The sequence below is a fragment of the Variovorax sp. J2P1-31 genome (genome assembly GCF_030317215.1).
Classification (GTDB): Bacteria; Pseudomonadota; Gammaproteobacteria; order Burkholderiales; family Burkholderiaceae_C; genus Variovorax.
The window spans coordinates 984,298-1,005,915 of record NZ_JASZYA010000001.1; the positions used below are offsets into that span (position 1 = coordinate 984,298).

Genomic DNA, 21,618 nt, shown 5'->3' on the forward strand with positions numbered 1-21,618 from the left:
CGTTGGCTGTGGATCAGAACTGCAGCTGCGCGCCGACCTTGAGGCTGCGCGGCGCGCCGGGCGCAAAGACCTGCGTGCCGCCGATCACCGCGGCCGAGGTGGCGTAGGCCTTGTCGCCGACATTCGCCACCGTGGCGTAGAGGCGGTAGCGGCTGGCCGCGGGCGGCACATAGCTCACACCGAGGTCCACGGTGGCGTAGCCGGCGTAGTTCACGCTGTTGTCGGCGGTCACGGCGTAGGCGCCCACGCGGCGCCAGGTCAGCGTGCCGGTCCAGGCCGCGACCGGTGTCCAGCTGATGGCGGCCGTGGCGGTGTAGCGCGGCACGCCCGCCACCGACTTGCCCAGCAGCGCGGCGCTCGCGTTCTCGGTGATGCGCGAGCGTGCGCTGCCGTAGACCAGCGAGACGTCGAGGTCGGGGCGGATGGACCACAGCGCGCTGGCCTCGACGCCGCGGCGCAAGGTCGCGCCGTAGTTCTCGTAGACGCCCGGCGCCACGGTGCGGATCTCGTCGGAAGAGCGCAGCCGGTAGGCCGCGATGTCCAGCAGCAGCCCCTGGGCCGGCTTGAACTGCGCGCCGACCTCGGTCTGGCGGAACACGTTGGGGTCGAGCTGCGAGGCGCCGAGCGCGTACTTGGCAAAGGTGTTGGGCAACGCGAAGCCCTCGGCCCAGCTGGCGCGCAGGCGCACGCCCGGCGCGACGTCGGAGCGCACGCCGAGCTTGGGGCTCGCATGGCTCAGGCGGGCCAGCGGGCCGCAGGGGTCGCTGCCCGTCTCCGCGCCGTCGAGGCTGCAGCCGCCGCTGAAGCGGTCCCAGCGCAGGCCCAGCGAGGGCTGGAACAGCGCATGGATCGGCGCATCGACTTCGGCAAAGGCCGAGAGGCTGTCGAGCCTGGACGTGCGGTCGTCGATGGCGGGCGAGAGGCGCATGCGCTGGTCCAGGCCGTCGTCGTACTGGTAGGCCGTCGATTCGCGGAAGGTCTCCACGCCCGCCACCCAGTTCAGCGCGCTCCAGCGCGTCTGCGTGCGGCCGTTGAGGCTGGTGCCGGCGCCGAAGACGGTGCGGTCGTAGGTTTCCTCGCGCTGGCGCCAGGCCGCGGGACTCACCGGCCGGCTGAACCAGCGCGTGAAGTCCTGCCGCGTGCCGTAGGCGAAGCTCAGCAGCCGGATGTCGGGCGTGAGCGCGTAGTTGAGGTCGGCGCGCAGCGTGGCGAAGTGCTTGGTGGCGCCGTCGTTCATCGCGCGCGGGTCCTTGCCGTAGGGGTCGGCCGCGAACTGCGCGGCGGTGAGGTAGGAGGGCGAGTCGCCCTCGGCCTCGTGCAGCCGGCCTGACAGCGCGATCTCCAGGTCCGGCGTCAGGGCCCGGCTCCAGCGGCCCGCCAACGTGCTGCGCTCGGCCCTGGACTGCGCGCGAAAGCCGTCGCTGCGGTCGTGCTGGGCCGCGAGGTTGAGCTGGCCGCCGTCCTGCAGCGGCAGGCCCAGCGCCGCCTGCGCATCGAGGCTGCGGTGCGAGCCCAGGCTCAGGTCGAGCTCACGGTAGGCATCGCGCTTGCGGGTCTCGACCGCCACCAGGCCGGCGCGGTTGAAGTTGCCGTACAGCGCCGACACCGGCCCCTTGAACACCGTGAGCCGATCGATCTCCAGCGGCACGATCACGTTGAAGTCGACGTAGCCGTCGGCATGCGACATCGCCTCGTTGAGCGGGATGCCGTCGAGCACCACGCCCAGGTCGCCACCGTGCCCGCCGCCGCCGAAACCGCGCAGCACGAGGGTGTCGGCCACGCCCGAGAGCTGGTAGTTCTGCACGTTCATGCCGGGCACGTGGCGGAACAGCTCCTGCGCCTGGCTCACATGCAGCGGCTGGATGTCCTGGCTGTCGAAGACGGTGGTCGAGTAGGAGGCCGCGGCACCGCGCAGGGTCTGGCCCTTGACCTCGACGGCGGGAAGCTCCCGCTCGGCGGTGTCCGGGGCGGGTTCGGCCAGTGCGATGCCGGTGTTCAGCAGCAGGCAGCCGAGGGCCAGGCTCAGAGGGCGCGGGGGCCGCGGGATCGGGAGGTTCATCGGGGTCGGGAAGAAGAAAGAAGGGCGCGCGCGTGGCCGGGCGCAGCGCGTCGGACAAGGCCCGGCGGGGTCAGTGCGTGTGCGCTGCGGCGGCCGAGGCCATCACCAGGTTGAGCTGACCGTGGTGCACGCCGCGCTCGGCCATGAGCTTGTCGGCGAAGCGGCGCACCGCCTCGGCCGGGCCCCGGAGCAGCACGGTCTCGATGCAGTGCTCGGCATCGAGGTGCGCATGCGTGGAGGCGATGGTCAGGTCGTGCTGCGCATGCTGGTGGTGGGCCAGCCGCTCCGACAGTTCGCGCTCGTGGTGGTTGTAGACATAGGACAGGTTGGCCACGCAGGGGCCGTGGCGGTCATGGGTCTCGCGCTGCCGGGCCAGATGGCCGCGCAGGATGTCGCGCACGGCCTCGGAGCGGTTGCCGTAGCCGCGCTCGGCGATCAGGTGGTCGAAGTCGTGGGCCAGTTCGTCGTCGAGGGAGATCGTGAAGCGTTCCAAGGCGGTGGTCCGGCAAATGAAGGAAGTGCCGCCAGTATGAAAAAACGAAGAATCTTCTTAAATACGCCGTGTGGCGTACACGGGGCGCCGGATCAGCCCACCGGGCGCCAGTGGCCGGAAGCCGGGCAGACCTCGGCCGGTGCGCCGCGGCTGTGCACCTGCTCCTCGTCGAGCCGCGCCGCGGTGGCCGGATCGGTGTCGAAGACGATGCCCAGTGCGCGCGCGACATCGGGATGCGCGATGGGCAGTTCCCAGGTCAGGAAGACCTGGGTCAGGTCGCGCGCCGGCGCGAAGTGGGCCGCATCGAAGCCGGCGGCGCCGCGCCGGATCACCGCATGGGGCTGGGCCGTGTCGAACAGCAGCACGGTGCCCCGGACCAGCGGGATGCGCTGGCCGGTGCCGGGGAAATGCACGTCGAGGTCACGGTCTTCGCTGAGGAAGAGGTTGCAGAAGGCGGCGCTGCCGTACTGGAGGGCATCGTGGTGGTAGCGCGCGCCGCGGCAGGCCATCAATGCCACGTCGCTGCTGCCCGTCAGGTCCGGCAGTCCGCGTTCGCGCATCCAGTCGGCCACCGCCTGCACGCAGCGCCGGTAGTCGGGCCAGCGCATGCGCGCGCGCGGCAGGGGCAGGGTGTCGACGTCGCCAGGCGCAAGCGAGGACGCGGTCTCGCGCGCCCAGTCGGCAGCGAGCCGGGCCGGCGGCGCGGGCACCTCGACCACGCCCGACAGCAGCCGCGTGGCCACGCCGCGGCTGCGGAGGGTCTCGCCGCTGAAGAAGTAGGCGCTGAGGACAGCGTCCTGCGGGGACGGCGGTGACAGGGGCGGAGGCATGCAAGCCAGTGTAGGCCGTGCGCTCCGGCGACAATCCGCCCATGGCCCAAGGCAAACGAATCTCTGCAGACATCGGCGGCGACGCCCTTCAATCCATCAAGGACCTCGGCGCGGCCGCCAAGCGCGCCCGCCTCGAGGCCGGCGAGGGCCAGGCGGTCGCCGCCGCGCGGCTGGGCGTGCATGTGCAGACCATCGCGCGCATCGAATCCGGCGAGCCGGGCGTGGCCATCGGCCACATGGCCGGGCTGCTCGCGCTCTACGGGATCGGCCTGGGGCTGGTCGCCAAGAGCGACTGAGCGCGGCCCGGCGCGCTGCGGTTCAGCGCAGCACCAGCACCGGCAGGCTCGAATGTGTGAGCACATGCTGGGTCTCGCTGCCCAGCAGCAGGCGCTTGACGCCCTTGCGGCCGTGCGAGGCCATCACGATCAGGTCGCAGGACTGCTTCTGGGCGGCGGCGATGATGGCCTCGGCCACGCGGTCCGAACGCACCGTCACGGTCTTGACCTTGACGCCGCTGCGCTGGGCGCGCGCCTCGACGGCGGCCAGCATCTCCTGGGCGGCATCGGTCCACTGCTTCTCGATGCGCGCGATGTCCTCGGGCGTGAACACCATCGCGCCCTCGAAGTAGTTCATCGGATAGCGCGGTACCACCGTCAGCGCGACCAGTTCCGCGCCGTGCGTGGCGGCCAGCGAGATGCCGCTGGCCACGGCCTTGCGCGAGAGGGCGGAGCCGTCGGTGGCGATCAGGATGCGTTTGAACATGGATTTCCTCCGGAATGAAGCCTGAAGGCTAGGGCCGCGCGGCGGCCCCGGCTTGATCCAGATCAAGGGCTTGTCTCGCATCGGCCCCTAGGCTCGGGGGCATGGACGCTGTGCTCTCTCTTCCACCCTCCGCGGCCCTGCCCGACGACGGCGTGGCGCTGGACGATCCGGCCGAATGGCCGGCCTTCGGCCATGCGCTCGACGGCGGCCGCTGGGAGTCGCAGGTGGTGGTCGAGGGCATGCATTGCGTGGCCTGCGCCTTCACCGTCGAGGCCGCGCTGTGCGCCGTGCCCGGCGTGCTGCGGGCCGACGTGAACGCCGCGAGCCGGCGCGCGCGCGTGCTGTGGTCGGCCGATGCGGTGCGGCCTTCGCGCTGGTTCGCGGCCTCGGCCGCCGCGGGCTACCGGCTGGTGCCGGCCGGCGACCTGCAGGCGCGGGCCCGCCGCGCGCGCGAGGGCCGCGCCGCGCTGTGGCGCTGGCTGGTGGCGGGCTTCTGCATGATGCAGGTGATGATGTACGCCTACCCCGCGTACATCGCGCAGCCCGGCGAGATGACGGCCGACGCGGTGCAGCTGATGCGCTGGGCCTCGTGGGTGCTCACGCTGCCCGTGGTGCTGTTCTCCTGCGGCCCCTTCTTCCGCAGCGCCTGGCGCGACCTGCGGCAGCGGCGCATCGGCATGGACCTGCCGGTGGCGCTGGGCATGGCGATCGTGTTCGTCGTCAGCACCGCCGGCACCTTCGACCCCGAGGGGCCGCTGGGGCACGAAGTCTATTTCGACTCGCTCACCATGTTCGTGTTCTTCCTGCTTACCGGCCGCTGGCTCGAGACGCGGCTGCGCGGCCGCACGGCCGGCGCGCTCGAAGCGCTGATGAACCGGGTGCCCGACAGCATCGAGCGCCTGTCCGCCGACGGCAGCTTCCAGCGCGTCGCGGTGCGACGCCTGGCCGTGGGCGACGTGATCCGCGTGCGGCCGGGCGAGGCCTTTCCCGCCGACGGCCTGTTGATCGACGGTCACACCACCGCCGATGAAGCGTTGCTCACCGGCGAGTCGCGGCCCGTGCCGCGCGGCCGCGGCGAGCGCGTGCTGGCCGGCAGCCACAACCTCTCGGCCGTGGTGCAGTTGCGCATCGAATCGGTGGGGCAGGGCACGCGCTTCGCGCAGATCGTTGCGCTGATGGAAAGCGCTTCGACGGGCAAGCCGCGGCTGGCCCGGCTGGCCGACCGCGTGGCCAAGCCCTTCCTGCTCGGCGTGCTGGCCGCGGCCGCGCTGGCGGCCGTGCTCTGGTGGCCTGCCGGCCCGGGCCAGGCGCTGATGGTGGCGGTCGCGGTGCTGATCGTGACCTGTCCCTGCGCGCTCTCGCTGGCCACGCCGGCCGCGATGCTCGCGAGCGCGGGCGCATTGGCGCGTGGCGGGGTGCTGGTGCACGACCTGCAGGCGCTCGAGGCGCTGGCCAGGGTCGACACCGTGGTCTTCGACAAGACCGGCACGCTCACGCGCGACACGCCGCGTCTCGACCGTGTCTACTGCCGCGAGGGCCTGCGGCCGGGCGATGCGGTGGAACTCGCCGCGGCGCTGGGTGCGCAGTCGCTGCATCCCGTGGCCCGGGCGCTGGTGCGTGCCTGGGAACAAGAACACCGCACGCCGCCCGACTGGCTGGCGCTGGACCTGCGCGAGCAGGCAGGGCAGGGGCTCGAAGGGCAGCTGCAGCGCCGCGGATCGAACGCGATGCCGCTGCGCGTGCGCCTGGGTTCGGCCGCGCATTGCGGGGTCGAGGCCTTGCCCATCGATGCGCCGCAGCTGCACTTGTCCGACGGCCATGGCTGGGTCGCGAGCTTCGTGCTGGCCGAGGAGCTGCGCGCGGACGCCGCTGCGGCCGTCGCCGCGTTGAAGGCGCAGGGCGTCGCGGTGCAGCTGCTGTCGGGCGACCGCAGCGAGGCCGCGCAGGAGGTGGCGACGCGCGTGGGCATCGCGCAGGTGCAGGGCGACTGCACGCCCGAGGACAAGCTGCGCACGCTGCAGCACCTGCAGGCCGAAGGCCGGCGCGTCGCGATGGTCGGCGATGGCCTCAACGACGGGCCGGTGCTGGCCGCGGCCCATGCGTCCTTCGCGCTCGGCAACGCGGTGCCGCTGGCGCAGGCCCGCGCCGACTTCATCGTGATGGGCAGTGCGCTGTCGGCGGTGCCCGAGGCGATCGCGCAGGCGCGCCGCACGCTGAAGATCGTGCGCCAGAACCTGGCCTGGGCCGCGGGCTACAACGCGCTGTGCGTGCCGCTGGCGCTGGCCGGCTGGCTGCCGGCCTGGCTGGCCGGCATCGGCATGGCGGCGAGCTCGTTACTGGTGGTGCTCAACGCGGCGCGGCTCGCGCGCGCTGCCGGGGCGGCCGCCTGATGGACATCCTGTTCCTGCTCGTGCCCTTCTCGGTGGTGCTGGTGCTGGTCATCCTCGGCGGCCTGTGGTGGGCCGTCGACCGCGGCCAGTTCGAGGACGTGGATCGCGAAGGCGAGCGCATTCTGAACAACGATTGATCTAGCGCAAGGCGCCACGCGCACCGCGCTCGGACACTGGCCGGGTCCATTGAAAAAGGCCCGACGATGCAAGCTTCCCACCCTCCCGCGGCGGTCTACGCCGACACCGCCGTCCGGCAGTTCGCCCTCATGTCCGTCGTCTGGGGCGTGGTGGGCATGCTGGTCGGCGTGATCATCGCGTCGCAACTGGCCTGGCCCGAGCTCAACCTGGGCATCTCCTGGCTCAGCTACGGCCGGCTGCGCCCGCTGCACACCAACGCCGTGATCTTCGCCTTCGGCGGCTGCGCGCTGATGGCCACCAGCTTCCACGTGGTGCAGCGCACCTGCCAGGTCCGGCTGTTCGCACCGGCACTGGCGTCGTTCGTGTTCTGGGGCTGGCAGCTGGTCATCGTGGCCGCGGCCATCAGCCTGCCGATGGGCTACACCAGCGGCAAGGAGTACGCCGAGCTCGAGTGGCCGATCGACATCCTGATCACGCTGGTCTGGGTGGCCTATGCGATCGTGTTCTTCGGCACCATCGCGATGCGCAAGGTGCGCCACATCTACGTGGCCAACTGGTTCTACGGCGCCTTCATCATCGCGGTGGCGCTGCTGCACATCGTCAACAGCGCGGCCATTCCCGCGGGCTGGATGAAGAGCTACTCGGCCTATGCGGGCGTGCAGGACGCGATGGTCCAGTGGTGGTACGGCCACAACGCGGTCGGCTTCTTCCTCACCGCGGGCTTCCTCGGGATGATGTACTACTACATCCCCAAGCAGGCGGGCCGCCCGGTGTACTCGTACCGGCTGTCGATCGTGCACTTCTGGGCGCTGATCTTCACCTACATGTGGGCGGGTCCGCACCACCTGCACTACACCGCGCTGCCCGACTGGACGCAGTCCATCGGCATGGTGTTCTCGCTGATCCTGCTGGCGCCCAGCTGGGGCGGGATGATCAACGGCGTGATGACGCTGTCGGGCGCCTGGCACAAGCTGCGCACCGACCCGATCCTGCGCTTCCTGATCGTCGCGCTGTCCTTCTACGGCATGGCGACCTTCGAGGGTCCGATGATGTCGATCAAGACCGTCAACGCGCTCTCGCACTACACCGACTGGACCGTGGGCCACGTGCACGCCGGCGCGCTGGGCTGGGTCGGGCTGATCACCATGGGCTCGCTGTACTACCTGATCCCGCGCCTGTGGGGTCGCACCGAGATGCACAGCACCAAGGCCATCGAGCTGCACTTCTGGATGTCGACCGTGGGCATCGTGCTCTACATCGCCGCCATGTGGATCGCCGGCGTGATGCAGGGCCTGATGTGGCGCGCGGTCAATGCCGACGGCACGCTGACCTACACCTTCGTCGAGAGCGTGAAGGCCACCTACCCCTACTACGTGGTGCGCCTGCTCGGCGGCCTCCTGTACCTGGGCGGCATGCTGGTCATGGCCTGGAACGTCTGCATGACGGTGATCGCGGGCCGCTCGGTGCGCGCCGCCATCCCGCCCCTGGCTGCCGCCGCCCACGCCTGAAGAGAACGACACCATGAGTTCCAACGCCCCCAAGACCGGCTTCTCGCACGAGAAGATCGAGACCAACAACTTCCTGATGATCGTGCTGATCCTGCTGGTGATCGCCGTCGGCGGCCTGGTGGAGATCGTGCCGCTGTTCTTCCAGAAGTCGACCACCGAGGCCGTGACCGGCGTCCGGCCGCTCGAGCCGCTGCAGCTGGTGGGCCGCGACATCTACGTGCGCGAGGGTTGCTACAACTGCCACTCGCAGATGATCCGGCCCTTCCGCGCCGAGACGCTGCGCTACGGCCACTACTCGGTGGCGGGCGAGTTCGTCTACGACCACCCCTTCCAGTGGGGCAGCAAGCGCACCGGGCCCGACCTGCACCGCGTGGGCGGCAAGTACAGCGACGAGTGGCACCGCATCCACCTGAACAACCCGCGCGATCTGGTGCCCGAGTCGAACATGCCGGCCTACGCCTGGCTCGAGAAGACGCCGGCCGACGCGGCCAGCATCGGCACCCACATGACCGCGCTGCGCCGCGTGGGCGTGCCCTACACCGACGAACAGATCGCGGGTGCGAAGGAGGCGGTGAGCGGCAGGACCGAGATGGACGCCATCGTGGCCTACCTGCAGTCGCTGGGCCTCGCGCTCAAGTGAGCCAGGACAAGAGGAGAGAAGAGATGGACATCACCACCCTGCGCATCGCGGCCACGCTGGCCTCCTTCGTGACCTTCATCGGCATCCTGGCCTGGGCCTTCTCGCGCCGTCGCCGCCAGGGCTTCGACGAAGCCGCGAACCTGCCTTTCGAGCAGGACTGAGGAAACGAACACCATGAGCGATTTCATCGGCGGCTTCTGGTCGCACTACGTCACCTACCTCTCGCTGGCCAGCATCGCGGCCTGCGCCCTGCTGCTGTGGATCACCAACCGGGCCCGGGTGCCCGGCGGCGGCGACAACACCACCGGCCACGTCTGGGACGAGGACCTGCGCGAGATGAACAACCCGCTGCCGCGCTGGTGGGTGGGCCTGTTCATCCTGACCATCGTGTTCGCGCTGGGCTACCTGGTGGCCTATCCGGGCCTGGGCAGCCTGCAGGGCCAGCTGGGCTGGAGCACGCAGGGCGAGTACGCAAAGGAGATCGCCAAGGCCAACGCCGAGCTGGCGCCGGTGTATGCGAAGTACACGGCCATGCCGCACGAGGCGGTGGCCGGCGACCCGCAGGCCATGGCCATCGGCGAACGGCTGTTCCTCAACAACTGCGCGCAGTGCCACGGCTCCGACGCGCGCGGCAGCAAGGGCTTCCCGAACCTGACCGACAAGGACTGGCTCTACGGCGGCGCGCCCGAGCGCATCCAGGAGACCATCACCCAGGGCCGCACCGGCGTGATGCCGCCCATGGCCGCGGCCGTGGGCTCGCCCGAGGACGTGAAGAACGTGGCGAACTACGTGCTGAGCCTGTCGGGCAGCCCGCACGACTCGGTGCGCGCCGGCCTGGGCAAGAGCAAGTTCAGCGCCTGCGCGGCCTGCCACGGCGTGGGCGGCACGGGCAACCCCGCGCTGGGCGCGCCCAACCTGGCCGACCGCGTGTGGCTGCACGGCTACGGGCAGGACGCGATCGTCTCGATCATCAACACCGGCAAGACCAACGTCATGCCGGCCCAGCAGGGCCGGCTGACCGAGGCCCAGATCCATGTGCTGGCCTCCTACGTCTGGGGCCTGTCGAACCGCGCCGCCGCGCCCTGAGCTCCGTTCGCCGATGTCCGCTTCCCCCCGACCCGCGCCGCGCAAGCTGATCCCCATCGTCCCGGTGGAGAGCGCGTCCGTGGGCCTCTACGAGGCGCACAGGAAGATCTATGCGCGCAGCATCCATGGCGTGTTCGCGCGCTGGCGCTGGGCCATGGTCTTCCTCACGCAGATCGTGTTCTACGGCCTGCCGTGGCTCGAGTGGGGCCAGCGCCAGATGGTGCTGTTCGACCTGGCCGCGCGGCGCTTCTACCTGTTCGGGCTGGTGCTCTACCCGCAGGACCTGATCTACCTCACGGGCCTGCTGGTGGTCTCGGCCCTGCTGCTGTTCCTGTTCACCGCGGTGGCGGGGCGGCTGTGGTGCGGCTATGCCTGCCCGCAGACCGTCTACACCCAGATGTTCATGTGGGTGGAGGAGAAGATCGAAGGCCCGCGCAGCGCGCGCATGCGCCTGGACAAGGGCGCGCTCTCGATGGAGAAGGGCGTCAAGAAGAGCTTCAAGCACCTCGTGTGGCTGGGCATCGCGCTGTGGACCGGCTTCACCTTCGTGGGCTACTTCACGCCGATCCGCGAACTCGGGATGGCCTTCCTGCAGACGCGCATGGGCTCGTGGGAAGTGTTCTGGGCCTTCTTCTACGGCTTCGCGACCTATGGCAATGCAGGTTTCATGCGCGAGCAGGTCTGCAAGTACATGTGCCCCTACGCGCGTTTCCAGGGCGCGATGTTCGACCGCGACACGCTGATCGTGAGCTACGACGCGGCGCGCGGCGAGGCCCGCGGCGCGCGCGGCAAGCAGCACGACCGCGCCGGACTGGGCGACTGCATCGACTGCACCCTGTGCGTGCAGGTGTGCCCGACCGGCATCGACATCCGCGAGGGACTGCAGTACGAGTGCATCGGCTGCGGCCTGTGCGTGGACGCCTGCAACACGGTGATGGCCAAGATGGACTACCCGCCGGGCCTGATCCGCTACGCGACCCAGAACGGCATGGCCGGGCGCTGGTCGGCGCGCCAGGTGCTGCGCCGCGTGCTGCGGCCGCGGGTGCTGGTCTACAGCGCCTTGCTGGGCGCCCTGTGCCTGGGCCTGCTGGCCAGCCTGGTGGTGCGCACGCCGCTCAAGGTCGACGTGGTGCGCGACCGCGCCTCGCTGGCGCGCATCGCCGAGGGCGGCATGCTGGAGAACGTGTATCGGCTGCAGCTGATGAACGCCACCGAGCGACCGCAGCGCTATGCCATCGCCGTGCGCGGCCTCGAGGGCCTGAGCGTGGCCGCGGGTGCCTCGCTCGAGGTGCAGCCGGCCGAATCGCGCTGGGTCGCGGTGCGGCTGCAGCTGCCCTACGGCAGCGCGGCGCCGGGCTCGCACACCGTGCATTTCGACGTGCGCTCCGAGGACGGCGCGTCGCATGTCTCGGAAAAAGCCATCTTCCTGGTCCCGCGCTAGCGTGGACCGCCATGTTCAACAGAAAGAGATCGTCATGAATGTCCCCGGCCTGCTGCCCACCGTCGTCGAACCCTGGTGGAAGTTTCCCTATGTCTGGATGGTGATCGCCGGCCCGGCCATCGTCGTGGTGGCGGGCTTCACCACGCTGTGGATCGCGGTCCGCACGCCCGACCCGGTGGTGGCCGAGGACTACTACCGCCAGGGCGTGGAGATCAACAAGACGCTGGCCGACAAGAAGCTGATGCCGGCCCAGTCGGGCCGCAACCACGCCGCCACGCCCAGCGACGACGTGCCGCTGCCGAAGCACTGACGGCCATGAAGCAGCGCATCCGTCGCCTGGCCTGGATCCTCTGGCCCTCGTTCCTGCTGGCCTGCGTGGTGGAAATGCTCGTGTTCGCGCTGGTCGACCCGGGCGACCTGCACTGGCGCGGCGAACCGCTGCCGCTCTCGCGGCAGGGCATCTACACGCTGGGTTTCTTCGTCTTCTGGGCGCTGGGCATGGGCTCGAGCGCGCTCACGGCGCTGCTCGGCATGTCCAGGCGCGAGATCAACAGGCCGGAGGATTGACGATGCGCTTGAGCTTCTCGGCGTCGACGATGCGCACATGGCGCTGCTGCACGGCCACGATGCCGTCCTCGACGAACTTCGACAGCGTGCGGCTCACGGTCTCGAGCTTGAGGCCGAGGTAGCTGCCGATCTCCTCGCGGGTCATGCGCAGCACCAGCTCCGACTGCGAGAAGCCGCGCGCATGCAGCCGCTGCACCAGGTTCAGCAGGAAGGCCGCGAGCCGCTCCTCGGCGCGCATGCTGCCCAGCAGCAGCATCACGCCGTGCTCGCGCACGATCTCGCGGCTCATGATCTTGTGCACATGGCGCTGCAGGGCCGTGACCTCGCGCGACAGCTCCTCGATGCGGTCGAAGGGCATCACGCAGACCTCGGAGTCCTCGAGCGCCACCGCGTCGCAGGTGTGGTGCTCGCTCACGATGCCGTCCAGCCCGATGATCTCGCCCGCCATCTGGAAACCCGTGACCTGGTCGCGACCGTCCTCGGCCGTGATGCAGGTCTTGAACACGCCGGTGCGGATCGCGTAGAGCGAGGTGAAGCGCTCGCCGTTGTGGAACAGCGCCTCGCGCCGCTTGACCTTGCGCCGCGTCGCGACGATCTCGTCGATGCGCTCCAGCTCCGCGGGCTGCAGGCCCACGGGCATGCACAGCTCGCGCAGGTTGCAGTTGGAGCAGGCGACTTTGATGGTGTCAGGTGTCATGGCGGTTCGGTGCCGCCCGGGGAAGGGACGGCCACGCTTCAAGTTGGTGCCCCGATTGTCGTCGCCTCGCCGCGCACGGGACTTGATGCAGGTCAAGGAAGTCCGGCCCGGTCGTCGGCACAGTCAGGGAGCCCCGTGTGCCACATCACCATGCCAACCACCCTGTCCCCCGTCCTCGCCGCCCCCGTGGCACCCGCCGCGCCTGCTTCCGCCGCGCCCGTCATGACGGCCGCGATGCTCCAGCGCTTCGACGTGCAGGGGCCGCGCTACACCTCCTACCCGACCGCCGACCGCTTTGTCGAGGCCTTCGGCAGCGAGGACTACGCACAGGCGCTGCGCCAGCGCGCGCTGAACACCGGCGCCCGGGCGCTGCCGCTGTCGGTCTACGTGCACCTGCCCTTCTGCGCCTCGCTGTGCTATTTCTGCGCCTGCAACAAGATCGTGACCGGCCACCCCGAGCGCGCCGAGGCCTACCTGGACTATCTCGAGCGCGAGATCGCCCTGCAGGTGGCGCAGCTCGGGCGCGGCGCGGCCGTGAGCCAGCTGCACCTGGGCGGCGGCACCCCGACCTTCCTCGACGACGCGGCGCTCGCGCGGCTGATGGCGATGCTGCGCGGCGCCTTCACCTTGGCGCCCGAGGGCGAGTACGCGATCGAGATCGACCCGCGCACCATCGACGAGGCCCGGCTGGAACGGATCGCGGCGCTGGGCTTCAACCGGCTGAGCTTCGGCGTGCAGGACTTCGATGCGGCGGTGCAGAAGGCGGTGCACCGCATCCAGCCGGCCGAGCAGGTGTTCGACCTGGTGGCCTCGGCGCGGCGGCTGGGCTTCGGCTCCATCAACGTCGACCTGATCTACGGCCTGCCCCGGCAGACCGCGGCCTCCTTCGACCGCACGCTCGAAAAGATCTGCGCCCTGCGGCCCGAGCGCATCGCGCTCTATGCCTATGCCCACCTGCCCGAGCGCTTCAAGCCCCAGCGCCGCATCGACCCGGCCGAGCTGCCCGATGCCGCCGCCAAGCTCGACATGCTCTCGCGCTCGATCGCGGCGCTGACCGCGGCCGGCTATGTCTACATCGGCATGGACCACTTCGCGCTGCCCACCGACCCGCTGGCCATCGCGCGGCGCCAGGGCCGGCTGCACCGCAACTTCCAGGGCTACAGCACCCAGCCCGAATGCGACCTGGTGGCGCTGGGCGTGTCGGCCATCGGCCGGGTCGGCGCCACCTACAGCCAGAACGCCAAGACGCTGGAGGAGTACTACGACCTGCTCGACCAGGGCCGGCTGCCGGTGGTGCGCGGCCTCGCGCTGTCGCGCGACGACGTGCTGCGGCGCGCGGTGATCATGGCGCTGATGTGCCAGGGGCAGCTGAGCTTCGAGTCCATCGGCCTGGCGCACCTGGTCGACTTCCGCCAGCACTTCGCGGCCGAGCTCGAGGCGCTGCAGCCGCTGGTGGCGCAGGGCCTGGTCACGGTCGACGACCACGAGATCGAGGTCACGCCCATCGGCTGGTTCTTCGTGCGCGCCATCGCGATGGTGTTCGACCGCTACCTGCAGGCCGACCGCAACCGCTCGCGCTTCTCGCGGATCATCTGATGCAGACGGCGCTCATCGGCAGCGCGTTGTTGATGGGCCTGGCCGGCGGCCCGCACTGCGTGGCCATGTGCGGAGCGGCCTGCGCGGGCGTGATCCGCTTCGCGCGCGCGCCCGCGGGCGGCGGCGTGGCGGTGCGGCCCGCGCCGGCGGTGCCGGCCGCGGTCCTGTTCCATGCGGCGCGCCTGGCCAGCTACGCGGCCGGGGGCGCGCTCGCGGCGAGCGCCGTGCAGGGCCTGGCCTTCGCGAGCGAACAGGTCGCGCTGCTGCGGCCGCTCTGGCTGCTGCTGCATGTGGCGGTGTTCGCCTGGGGCCTGCTGCTGGCCGTGGCCGGACGCCAGCCCCTGTGGGCGCACAGCCTGGGGCGCTTGCTGGCGAAGCGGCTTCGACCCGCGGAGGGCTCGCGCTGGCGCGTGCTCGCGACCGGCGCGCTGTGGGTCTCGATGCCCTGCGGGCTGCTCTATTCGGCGCTGATGCTCGCCGCCTTGGGCAACGACGCGGGGCAGGGCGCGGTCGTGATGGCGGCCTTCGCCGCCGGCAGCGGCATCGCGCTGCTGGTCGCGCCCTGGCTCTGGCGGCGCCTGCACGGCGTGTTCGGCGCGTCCCGGCGCGAATGGGGCACCCGGCTCGCGGGCGCGGTGCTGGCGGTGGTCGCGCTGCAGGCCGTGTGGCACGACCTGGGCCGGCAGATCGCGGTCTGGTGCCAATAGCACCGGGACCCGCCTGCCGTCCTTACTTCACCAGCTTCAGCGTGCCCTTCATGAGCGCGGAGTGGCCGGGGAAGGAGCAGAAGTAGCTGTAGCTGCCGGCCGCGTCCAGCTTGGCGACCGCGAAGCTCGCGCTGTCGCTCTCGCCGCCGCCGACGATCCGGGTGTGGGCCAGCACGCGCGCGTCGCCGGCCTTCACGTAGTTCTGCGCCGCGCCGGCCGCGATGCCGTCGGTGGCGACCGCCTGCACGTCGGCCGTCCTGCTCAGCACCCAGTTGTGGCCCATGGCCTGCTTCGGCAGCTTGCCGCTGTGCTTGAGCTTCACGGTGAATTCCTTGCAGCTCCTGCTGACCTCGATCACCGGCTTGTTGAACTGCATGGCGTCGTTGCCCTCGATCTCGACCGTGCAGTCGGCGGCGAAGGCGGGCGCGGCGGCCAAGGCGAGCAGGGCAAGGGCGAAGCGGGAGGCGAGCATGGGACGGGTTTCCTGATGATGATGAAGAAGGCGGCGGGTCGAGGTGCCCGCCGCATCAGGGCATTGTGCGAAGCCGCGCCGTGCCTTCGTCTGACCTGCATCAAGGGCCGCGCATTCACTCGCCCCCGCGGGCGCCGGCTTTCCTGCCGGCCACCGCCTGCAGGCTGCTGCGCAGGGCCAGCTTGCGCACGATGGCCGAGAAGGCGCGCGTGGGGGCCGCGCCGCGCGCCACCGGCGACCACAGCATGCCGGGGGTGCGCACGGGCGTGGGGCTCTCGAGCCGGACCACCACCAGCTCCGAGGCGGCCGTCACCACCTTGGCCGCCACGATGGACGCGAGCTGGGTCTTGCCGACCAGGTCCATCATCGGCGCCAGCGTGTTGATCTCCGCCACCACATGCGGCTGCGCGCCGCAGGAGCGGAAGCACTCGTCGAGCATCTGGCGGGTGGCGAAGCTGGCCGGCAGCAGCACCATGGGCATGCGGTGCAGCTCCACCATGCGCACCCGCTTGCGCCGTGCCAGCGGGTGGCCCCTGGCCACCACCAGCACCATCTCCTCGTTGTAGAGCGGCTCGAACTGCAGCGGCCCGGGCGCGCTGGGGCGGTAGGCGATGCCCAGGTCCAGCGTGCCCTGCTGAAGGCGCGCGGCGATCTGGTCGGCCGACAGTTCCTCGACCACCACCTTCACATGCGGGTGGCGCCCGTGGAAGCTCGCGATGCAATCGGGAATGAAGCCGAGGTTGAAGGTGTGGGTCGAGCCCACGTGCAGTTCGCCCGTGACTTCCGAGCCGTTCTGGCGCAGCGCGCCCAGGCCCAGGTCGATCTCGTGCAGCGCCTTCACGCAGTGGTGCAGGAACTCGTCGCCGGCCTCGGTCAGGTCCACGCGCTTGCCGACGCGGTCGAACAGCGCGACGCCGATCTCCTCCTCGAGCTGCTTGATCTGGTGCGACAGCGTCGACTGCGTCACATGCAGGCGCTCGGCCGCGCGGGTGAAGTTCAGCGAGCCCGAGAGGGCGATGAAGTAACGCAGGTGCCGCAGCTCCATGGCTTTCCTTGAGGGCAATGATCGATGGCATCGATGCTAATCATGGAAAACAATCATTTCCAGGATTTTCGGGCCGCCCCTACATTTCCTGCCAGCCCGTTCCACCGGGGTCCTCGGGGCCCGGCGGGCCCCACGAACACAGGAGACCTCGCGGTGCAAAAAGTCCTCAGCGGCATCAAGGTGCTGGAACAAGGCACGTTCATCACCGGGCCGGCGGCGGGCATGTTCCTCGCCGACCTGGGCGCCGAGGTGGTGAAGGTCGAGCAGCCCGGCGCGGGCGATCCCTTCCGTGCCTTCCGCGGCGGCCTCTACAGCCCGCATTTCCAGACCTACAACCGCAACAAGCGCAGCGTCACCCTCAATCCCAAGCGGCCCGAGGACGCGGCCGTGTTCGACGAGCTGGTCAAGGACGCCGACGTCTACATCCAGAACTTCCGCCCCGGCGCGGCCGACCGGCTGGGCGCGGGCGAGGCGCGGCTGCGCGGGCTCAACCCGCGGCTGGTCTATTGCGCGATCAGCGGCTTCGGCCAGACCGGCCCGGCCGCCGGCCGCCCGGCCTACGACACCGTGGCCCAGGCGGCCAGCGCCTTCCTCAAGCTCCTGGTGAACCCGTCGAACCCGCGCGTGGTGGGGCCCGCGCTGGCCGACGCCATGACCGGCTTCTACGCGGCCTATGGCGTGCTGGGCGCGCTGGTCGAGCGCGGCCGCACCGGCCAGGGACGCAAGGTCGAGGTGTCGATGCTGGAGGCCATGTGCCACTTCAACCTGGACGCCTTCACGCACTACTTCTCCGAAGGCGAGGTGATGGGGCCGTTCAGCCGGCCCAGCGTGTCGCAGTCGTACGTGCTGGAGTGCGCCGACGGCCTGTGGATCGCGCTGCACATGTCCTCGCCCGAGAAGTTCTGGCAGGGCCTGGCCAACGCCATCCAGCGGCCGCAGCTGTTCGCCGACCCGCGCTTCGCCTCCCGCGAGGCGCGCATCGCTCACCAGGAGGACCTGATCGCGCTGCTGGGCGGCCTGTTCCGGCAGCAGACGCGCGCCGACTGGTGCGCGCGCCTCGAGGCCGAGGACGTGCCGCATGCGCCGATGTACGACACCCGCGAGGCGATGGAGGACCCGCAGGCCCGGCACCTGCAGCTGCGGGTCAGCGCGCCGCACCCCGAGGGGGGCGAGTGGCACACCATCCGTTCGCCGGTGAGCTTCGACGGCGAGCGCGCGCTGGAGGTCACGGCCCCGCCCACGCTGGGCGCCGACAACGCGGCGATCCTCGGCCCCATCCGGCAACGCCTGGGCCAGGCGCCGGCCGACGGGCCCTGAGGACCCGCGGCATTCCATGAGACACGACAGGAGACAAAGAACATGAACGCATCGAACGAAGACGAACTGACCCGGGCGGTGCTGCAGCGCCTGGAGGGCGCGGGCGATGCCCGCTTCGCGCAGGTCATGCAGTCGCTCATCACCCACCTGCATGCCTTCGTGCGCGAAGTGGACCTGAAGCCCGGCGAATGGATGCAGGGCATCGAGTTCCTGACCGCGGTCGGCCAGACCTGCAACGAGCGGCGGCAGGAATTCATCCTGCTGTCGGACACGCTGGGCGCCTCGATGATGGTGGTGATCCTCGACCAGCTGCGCGCCGCTGCGGGCCGGCGCGGCACGGCCACCGAAGCCACCGACGCGACCGTGCAGGGCCCGTTCTACTGGGAGGGCGCGCCCGAGCTGCCGCTGGGCGCCGACGTGGCGCAGGGCGCGCGCGGCGAGCCCACCTTCTACAGCGGCCGCGTCACCGACACCCGCGGCCAGCCCCTGGCCGGCGCGCTGCTGGACATCTGGTCGGGCGACGGGGAGGGCGTGTACGACATGCAGGTCGAAGGCGCGGGCATGGCCGCGCGCGGCCGGGTCCGCACCGACGGCGAGGGCCGCTACTGGTTCTGGTCGATCCGCCCCAGCTTCTATCCGATCCCGGTCGACGGCCCGGTGGGCCGCATGCTGAACGCCATGGGCCGCCACCCCAACCGTCCGGGCCACATCCACATGATGGTCTCGGCCGCGGGCCATGTGCCGGTCACCACCCACCTGTTCGTCGCGAACAGCCCCTACATCGAATCCGATGCCGTGTTCGGCGTGCGGCCCAGCCTGATCGTGGACTTCGAGCCGCATCCCGCGGGCCGGGCGCCCGACGGCCGGTCGCTCGACACGCCGTACTGGTCCGCCCACTACGACTTCCGCCTCGAACCCCAAGCCGCCTGAAAGACCCCCATGAAGATCGGAAAGTCCACCGTCCCGCGCACCGCCATCTGCACCTCGGACGAACACACCATCGTCGTGCGCGGCCAGGACCTGTGCCAGGAACTGATCGGCCACCTGTCCTTCGCCGACTACTTCTTCCTGCTGCTGACCGGCCGCCGGCCCGATGCCGCCTGCAGCGCGGTGCTCAACGCCACGCTGGTGGCGATCGCCGAACACGGCCTGGTGCCCAGCGTGCAGGCCAGCCGCATGACCTTCGCCGCGGCGCCCGATGCGCTGCAGGGCGCGGTGGCGGCCGGCATCCTGGGCTGCGGCTCGGTGATCCTCGGCGCCTCGGAAACGGCCGGCCGCCTGTTCGTGGACGTGGCGCAGCGCGTCGATGCGGGCGCCACGCTGCACGAGGCCGCGACCGCGGTCATCACCGAACTGAAGGCGGCGCGCGCGGCCATCCCGGGCTACGGCCATCCGCTGCACAAGGCGCGCGACCCGCGCGTCGACCGGCTGATCGAGGTCGCGACCGAGGCCGGCGCCGACCTGCGCTACGTGCGGATCGCGCAGGCGCTGGAAGAGGTGATCCCCGGCATCGTGGGCAAGGCGCTGCGGCTCAACGTCTCGGCCGCGATCCCGGCGGTGCTGCTGGGCGTGGGCTTCCCCGTGGCCTCGCTGCGCGGCGTGCCGATCCTCGCGCGCACCGCCGGGCTGATCGCCCACCTGGCCGAGGAGGCCGAGAACCCCAGCGGCTTCGCGCTGTCCTACCAGGCCACGCGCGAGCTGCAGTACGAAGGCAGCGTGCCCGCGGGCTTCGGAGGCGCGGCGTGAGGCGCCGGCGCACCGTGCTGGCCGGCATCGGCCTGGCCGTCGCGCTGCTGGCGCAGGGCGGCGCGCTGGCCCAGGCCGGCGGCACGCGCCCGATCAAGCTGATCGTGCCCTTCGCCGCGGGCACCTCGACCGACATCGTGGGGCGGGTGCTGGCCGAGGCGCTGGGCCGGCAGCTCGCGCAGTCGGTGATCGTCGACAACAAGCCCGGCGCGGGCGGCGCCATCGGCAGCGAGCTCGCGGCCCGTTCGGGGCCCGAGGGCCAGACGCTGCTCCTGGGCACCGTGGGCACGCACGCGATCAACGCCTCGCTCTACAAGCGGCTGTCGTACCAGCCGCAGCGCGACTTCGTGCCGCTGGGCTTCCTCGGCGCCACGCCCACGCTGCTGGTCGTGCCGGCCGGCGCACCGTGGAAGAGCGCGGCCGACCTGCGCCAGGCCGATGCCAAGGCCGTGAGCTTCGCCTCGGCCGGCAACGGCACCTCGGGCCACCTGGCGGGCGAGACCCTCAACCTGCGGCTGGGCAAGAGCTTCGTGCACGTGCCCTACCGCGACGGAGCCCAGGCCATGACCGAGCTCATGGCCGGCAACGTGCAGTTCATGTTCTATCACCCGGCCGCGGTGCTGCCGCAGATCCGCGCCGGCAAGCTGCGCGCGCTGGGCGCGTCGAGCGCGCGCCGCAGCATGGCCGCGCCCGAGGTGCCGACGCTGGCCGAGCAGGGCATCCCGGACTTCGACCTGGTCGCCTGGTTCATGCTCTACGCGCCCGCCGACATGCCGGCCGCGCAGCGCGAGCGCCTGTACCAGGCGACGCAGGCGGTGCTGGCCCAGCCCGAGGTGCGCGACAAGCTGGCGGCCCAGGGCATCGAGCCCGCGGCCATGGACGCCGCCGAGATGGCGCGCTTCGGCAAGGCCGAGATCGCGAAGTGGGGCGAGGCCGTGCGCCGCTCGGGCGCGCAGGTCGACTGAGATGCGCGCCCCGACGATCGAAAGGAGGCTGGCCATCGTTGATCCACAGGCTGCCGAACGGCAGTGAGCCCCCGATGCATGCGGTGGCGTCGACGCGAGCCGGCCGGCCGCGCCCGACGCGAATGAAGACGACCTGACGACAAGGCGAAACTGGATTCGCCGAAGGAGACAACAATGCTTTCTGCCATCAAGACGATGCTCGGCCTGGCGCTCGGCCTCGCGAGCGCACTGGCCACGGTGCCGGCGGCTGCCCAGCCCGCGGAATGGCCCACCAAGCCGATCCGGATCGTGGTGGGCTTCGCGCCCGGCACCCCGCCCGACATCTTCGCTCGCCTCTACGGCGAATACGCGAGCCGCAAGCTCGGCGTGCCCGTGCTGATCGACAACAAGCCCGGCACGGCCGGCAACCTGGCGTCCGACACGGTGGCCAAGTCGCCCGCGGACGGCTACACCGTGCTCTACAACCTCTCGACGGCGTTCACGATCAACCCGTACATCTACAGCAAGCTGCCCTTCGACCCGGACAAGGACCTGGTGCCGGTGGGCACCACCATGCGCCAGGGGCTGGTGCTGATCGCGAACAACAAGTTTCCCGCCCGCAGCCTGAAGGAGCTCGTGGCCGCGGCCAAGCAGAAGCCGGGCGCCTACTCGCACGCCTCGTACGGCGCCGGCAGCCCCTCGCAGCTGATCGTCGAGTCGCTCAAGGACGAGGTGGGCATCAGCATGCTGCACGTGCCCTACCGCGCCAGCCCGATCGCCGACCTGATCGGCGGCCAGGTCGACACGCTGATGGAGCCCATCGCCACCGGCTACCCGCTGATCAGCGCCGGCCGGGTGCAGGCCCTGGCCTATTCGGGCCCGACGCGCCACCCGGCCTTGCCGGACGTGCCCACGCTGTCGGAGGTGATGCCGGGCTTCTCGATGATGTCGTGGCACGGCATCTGGGCGCCGGCGGCCACGCCGCCCGCGGTGCTGACCCGGCTCAACGCGGTGCTGGTCGAAGCCAGCCAGGACCCCGACCTGGCCCGGCGCATCCAGGAGCTCCACAGCGAGCCGCTGGGCGTGACGCGGGCCGAGATGAGCGCGATGGTGCGCCGCGACGCCGAGATCTACAGCCGGGTGGTGAAGGCGCGCAACATCCGCGTCGACTGAAGCAGCC

Annotated in this window: 24 protein-coding genes; 17 read left to right on the forward strand and 7 right to left on the reverse strand. The window is 70.8% G+C overall.

The window, feature by feature from the left end:
* Positions 1-13: 13 nt before the first annotated feature.
* The 3 genes from QTI20_RS04520 to QTI20_RS04530 form a co-directional block, all read right to left on the reverse strand.
* Positions 14-2,059, reverse strand: coding sequence for a TonB-dependent receptor (locus QTI20_RS04520; protein ID WP_286549832.1), 2,046 nt, complete (start codon positions 2,057-2,059; stop codon positions 14-16).
* A 70-nt stretch (positions 2,060-2,129) separates the two neighbouring features.
* Entirely contained in the window at positions 2,130-2,552 is a 423-nt protein-coding gene (gene nikR / locus QTI20_RS04525; protein WP_183027808.1) for a nickel-responsive transcriptional regulator NikR, read from the reverse strand.
* A gap of 92 nt (positions 2,553-2,644) precedes the next feature.
* Positions 2,645-3,382, reverse strand: a complete 738-nt coding sequence (locus QTI20_RS04530) for a hypothetical protein (RefSeq protein ID WP_286549831.1) — start codon at positions 3,380-3,382, stop codon at positions 2,645-2,647.
* 41 nt (positions 3,383-3,423) lie between these two features.
* Here QTI20_RS04530 and QTI20_RS04535 point away from each other — a divergent pair, with 41 nt between their 5' ends.
* Positions 3,424-3,678, forward strand: a complete 255-nt coding sequence (locus QTI20_RS04535) for a helix-turn-helix domain-containing protein (RefSeq protein WP_286549829.1) — start codon at positions 3,424-3,426, stop codon at positions 3,676-3,678.
* Positions 3,679-3,700: 22 nt separating this feature from the next.
* Here the strand turns inward: QTI20_RS04535 and QTI20_RS04540 are convergent, their stop codons facing one another.
* On the reverse strand, positions 3,701-4,144 hold the full coding sequence (locus tag QTI20_RS04540) for a universal stress protein (protein ID WP_286549828.1): 444 nt from the start codon (positions 4,142-4,144) through the stop codon (positions 3,701-3,703).
* Positions 4,145-4,245: 101 nt separating this feature from the next.
* On the opposite strand from QTI20_RS04540, the gene QTI20_RS04545 reads away from it, so the two are divergent.
* From QTI20_RS04545 to QTI20_RS04585, 9 genes are all read left to right on the forward strand, one after another.
* On the forward strand, positions 4,246-6,534 hold the full coding sequence (locus QTI20_RS04545; RefSeq protein ID WP_286549827.1) for a heavy metal translocating P-type ATPase: 2,289 nt from the start codon (positions 4,246-4,248) through the stop codon (positions 6,532-6,534).
* Positions 6,534-6,671 carry a cbb3-type cytochrome oxidase assembly protein CcoS gene (ccoS, locus tag QTI20_RS04550; protein WP_183027803.1) on the forward strand — a complete coding sequence of 46 codons (138 nt, stop codon included), beginning with the start codon at positions 6,534-6,536 and terminating at the stop codon, positions 6,669-6,671. The genes QTI20_RS04545 and ccoS overlap by 1 nt, the downstream gene beginning before the upstream one ends.
* Before the next feature lie 66 nt (positions 6,672-6,737).
* On the forward strand, positions 6,738-8,180 hold the full coding sequence (gene ccoN / locus QTI20_RS04555) for a cytochrome-c oxidase, cbb3-type subunit I (RefSeq protein ID WP_286549826.1): 1,443 nt from the start codon (positions 6,738-6,740) through the stop codon (positions 8,178-8,180).
* A gap of 13 nt (positions 8,181-8,193) precedes the next feature.
* Positions 8,194-8,820, forward strand: a complete 627-nt coding sequence (gene ccoO / locus QTI20_RS04560) for a cytochrome-c oxidase, cbb3-type subunit II (protein WP_183027801.1) — start codon at positions 8,194-8,196, stop codon at positions 8,818-8,820.
* A gap of 23 nt (positions 8,821-8,843) precedes the next feature.
* A complete protein-coding gene (locus tag QTI20_RS04565; protein WP_183027800.1) occupies positions 8,844-8,981 on the forward strand; it encodes a cbb3-type cytochrome oxidase subunit 3 in 138 nt (45 codons plus the stop codon).
* A 13-nt stretch (positions 8,982-8,994) separates the two neighbouring features.
* Positions 8,995-9,906, forward strand: a complete 912-nt coding sequence (ccoP, locus tag QTI20_RS04570; RefSeq protein WP_286549822.1) for a cytochrome-c oxidase, cbb3-type subunit III — start codon at positions 8,995-8,997, stop codon at positions 9,904-9,906.
* A 13-nt stretch (positions 9,907-9,919) separates the two neighbouring features.
* Positions 9,920-11,347 (forward strand): cytochrome c oxidase accessory protein CcoG, encoded by a 1,428-nt coding sequence (gene ccoG, locus QTI20_RS04575; protein ID WP_286549821.1) that lies wholly within the window; start codon positions 9,920-9,922, stop codon positions 11,345-11,347.
* A 34-nt stretch (positions 11,348-11,381) separates the two neighbouring features.
* The gene (locus QTI20_RS04580) at positions 11,382-11,657 is read left to right on the forward strand and encodes a FixH family protein (RefSeq protein ID WP_286549819.1); all 276 of its coding nucleotides are present in this window, start codon (positions 11,382-11,384) and stop codon (positions 11,655-11,657) included.
* Between the two features lie 5 nt (positions 11,658-11,662).
* Complete coding sequence (locus QTI20_RS04585; RefSeq protein WP_183027796.1) at positions 11,663-11,914, forward strand: hypothetical protein; 252 nt, start codon at positions 11,663-11,665, stop codon at positions 11,912-11,914.
* Here QTI20_RS04585 and fnr read toward each other — a convergent pair.
* Positions 11,895-12,611, reverse strand: a complete 717-nt coding sequence (gene fnr / locus QTI20_RS04590; protein WP_286549816.1) for a fumarate/nitrate reduction transcriptional regulator Fnr — start codon at positions 12,609-12,611, stop codon at positions 11,895-11,897. The genes QTI20_RS04585 and fnr overlap by 20 nt on opposite strands.
* Before the next feature lie 222 nt (positions 12,612-12,833).
* On the opposite strand from fnr, the gene hemN reads away from it, so the two are divergent.
* Both hemN and QTI20_RS04600 read left to right on the forward strand, forming a co-directional pair.
* On the forward strand, positions 12,834-14,207 hold the full coding sequence (hemN, locus tag QTI20_RS04595) for an oxygen-independent coproporphyrinogen III oxidase (RefSeq protein ID WP_286550991.1): 1,374 nt from the start codon (positions 12,834-12,836) through the stop codon (positions 14,205-14,207).
* Complete coding sequence (locus QTI20_RS04600) at positions 14,207-14,914, forward strand: sulfite exporter TauE/SafE family protein (protein ID WP_286549814.1); 708 nt, start codon at positions 14,207-14,209, stop codon at positions 14,912-14,914. Before hemN ends, QTI20_RS04600 begins: the two co-directional genes overlap by 1 nt.
* Before the next feature lie 22 nt (positions 14,915-14,936).
* On the opposite strand, the gene azu is transcribed toward QTI20_RS04600, so the two are convergent.
* Positions 14,937-15,386 (reverse strand): azurin, encoded by a 450-nt coding sequence (azu, locus tag QTI20_RS04605; RefSeq protein ID WP_286549811.1) that lies wholly within the window; start codon positions 15,384-15,386, stop codon positions 14,937-14,939.
* A 115-nt stretch (positions 15,387-15,501) separates the two neighbouring features.
* Positions 15,502-16,431, reverse strand: coding sequence for a LysR substrate-binding domain-containing protein (locus tag QTI20_RS04610; RefSeq protein ID WP_286549809.1), 930 nt, complete (start codon positions 16,429-16,431; stop codon positions 15,502-15,504).
* A gap of 153 nt (positions 16,432-16,584) precedes the next feature.
* On the opposite strand from QTI20_RS04610, the gene QTI20_RS04615 reads away from it, so the two are divergent.
* The 5 genes from QTI20_RS04615 to QTI20_RS04635 all read left to right on the forward strand — a co-directional run bounded on the left by QTI20_RS04615 (position 16,585) and on the right by QTI20_RS04635 (position 21,611).
* The gene (locus tag QTI20_RS04615; RefSeq protein ID WP_286549807.1) at positions 16,585-17,748 is read left to right on the forward strand and encodes a CaiB/BaiF CoA transferase family protein; all 1,164 of its coding nucleotides are present in this window, start codon (positions 16,585-16,587) and stop codon (positions 17,746-17,748) included.
* Positions 17,749-17,790: 42 nt separating this feature from the next.
* Complete coding sequence (locus QTI20_RS04620) at positions 17,791-18,678, forward strand: dioxygenase family protein (protein ID WP_286549806.1); 888 nt, start codon at positions 17,791-17,793, stop codon at positions 18,676-18,678.
* Positions 18,679-18,687: 9 nt separating this feature from the next.
* On the forward strand, positions 18,688-19,494 hold the full coding sequence (locus QTI20_RS04625; protein ID WP_286549804.1) for a citryl-CoA lyase: 807 nt from the start codon (positions 18,688-18,690) through the stop codon (positions 19,492-19,494).
* Positions 19,491-20,459 (forward strand): Bug family tripartite tricarboxylate transporter substrate binding protein, encoded by a 969-nt coding sequence (locus QTI20_RS04630; RefSeq protein WP_286549802.1) that lies wholly within the window; start codon positions 19,491-19,493, stop codon positions 20,457-20,459. Before QTI20_RS04625 ends, QTI20_RS04630 begins: the two co-directional genes overlap by 4 nt.
* Before the next feature lie 174 nt (positions 20,460-20,633).
* Entirely contained in the window at positions 20,634-21,611 is a 978-nt protein-coding gene (locus tag QTI20_RS04635) for a Bug family tripartite tricarboxylate transporter substrate binding protein (protein WP_286549800.1), read from the forward strand.
* Positions 21,612-21,618 lie beyond the last annotated feature (7 nt).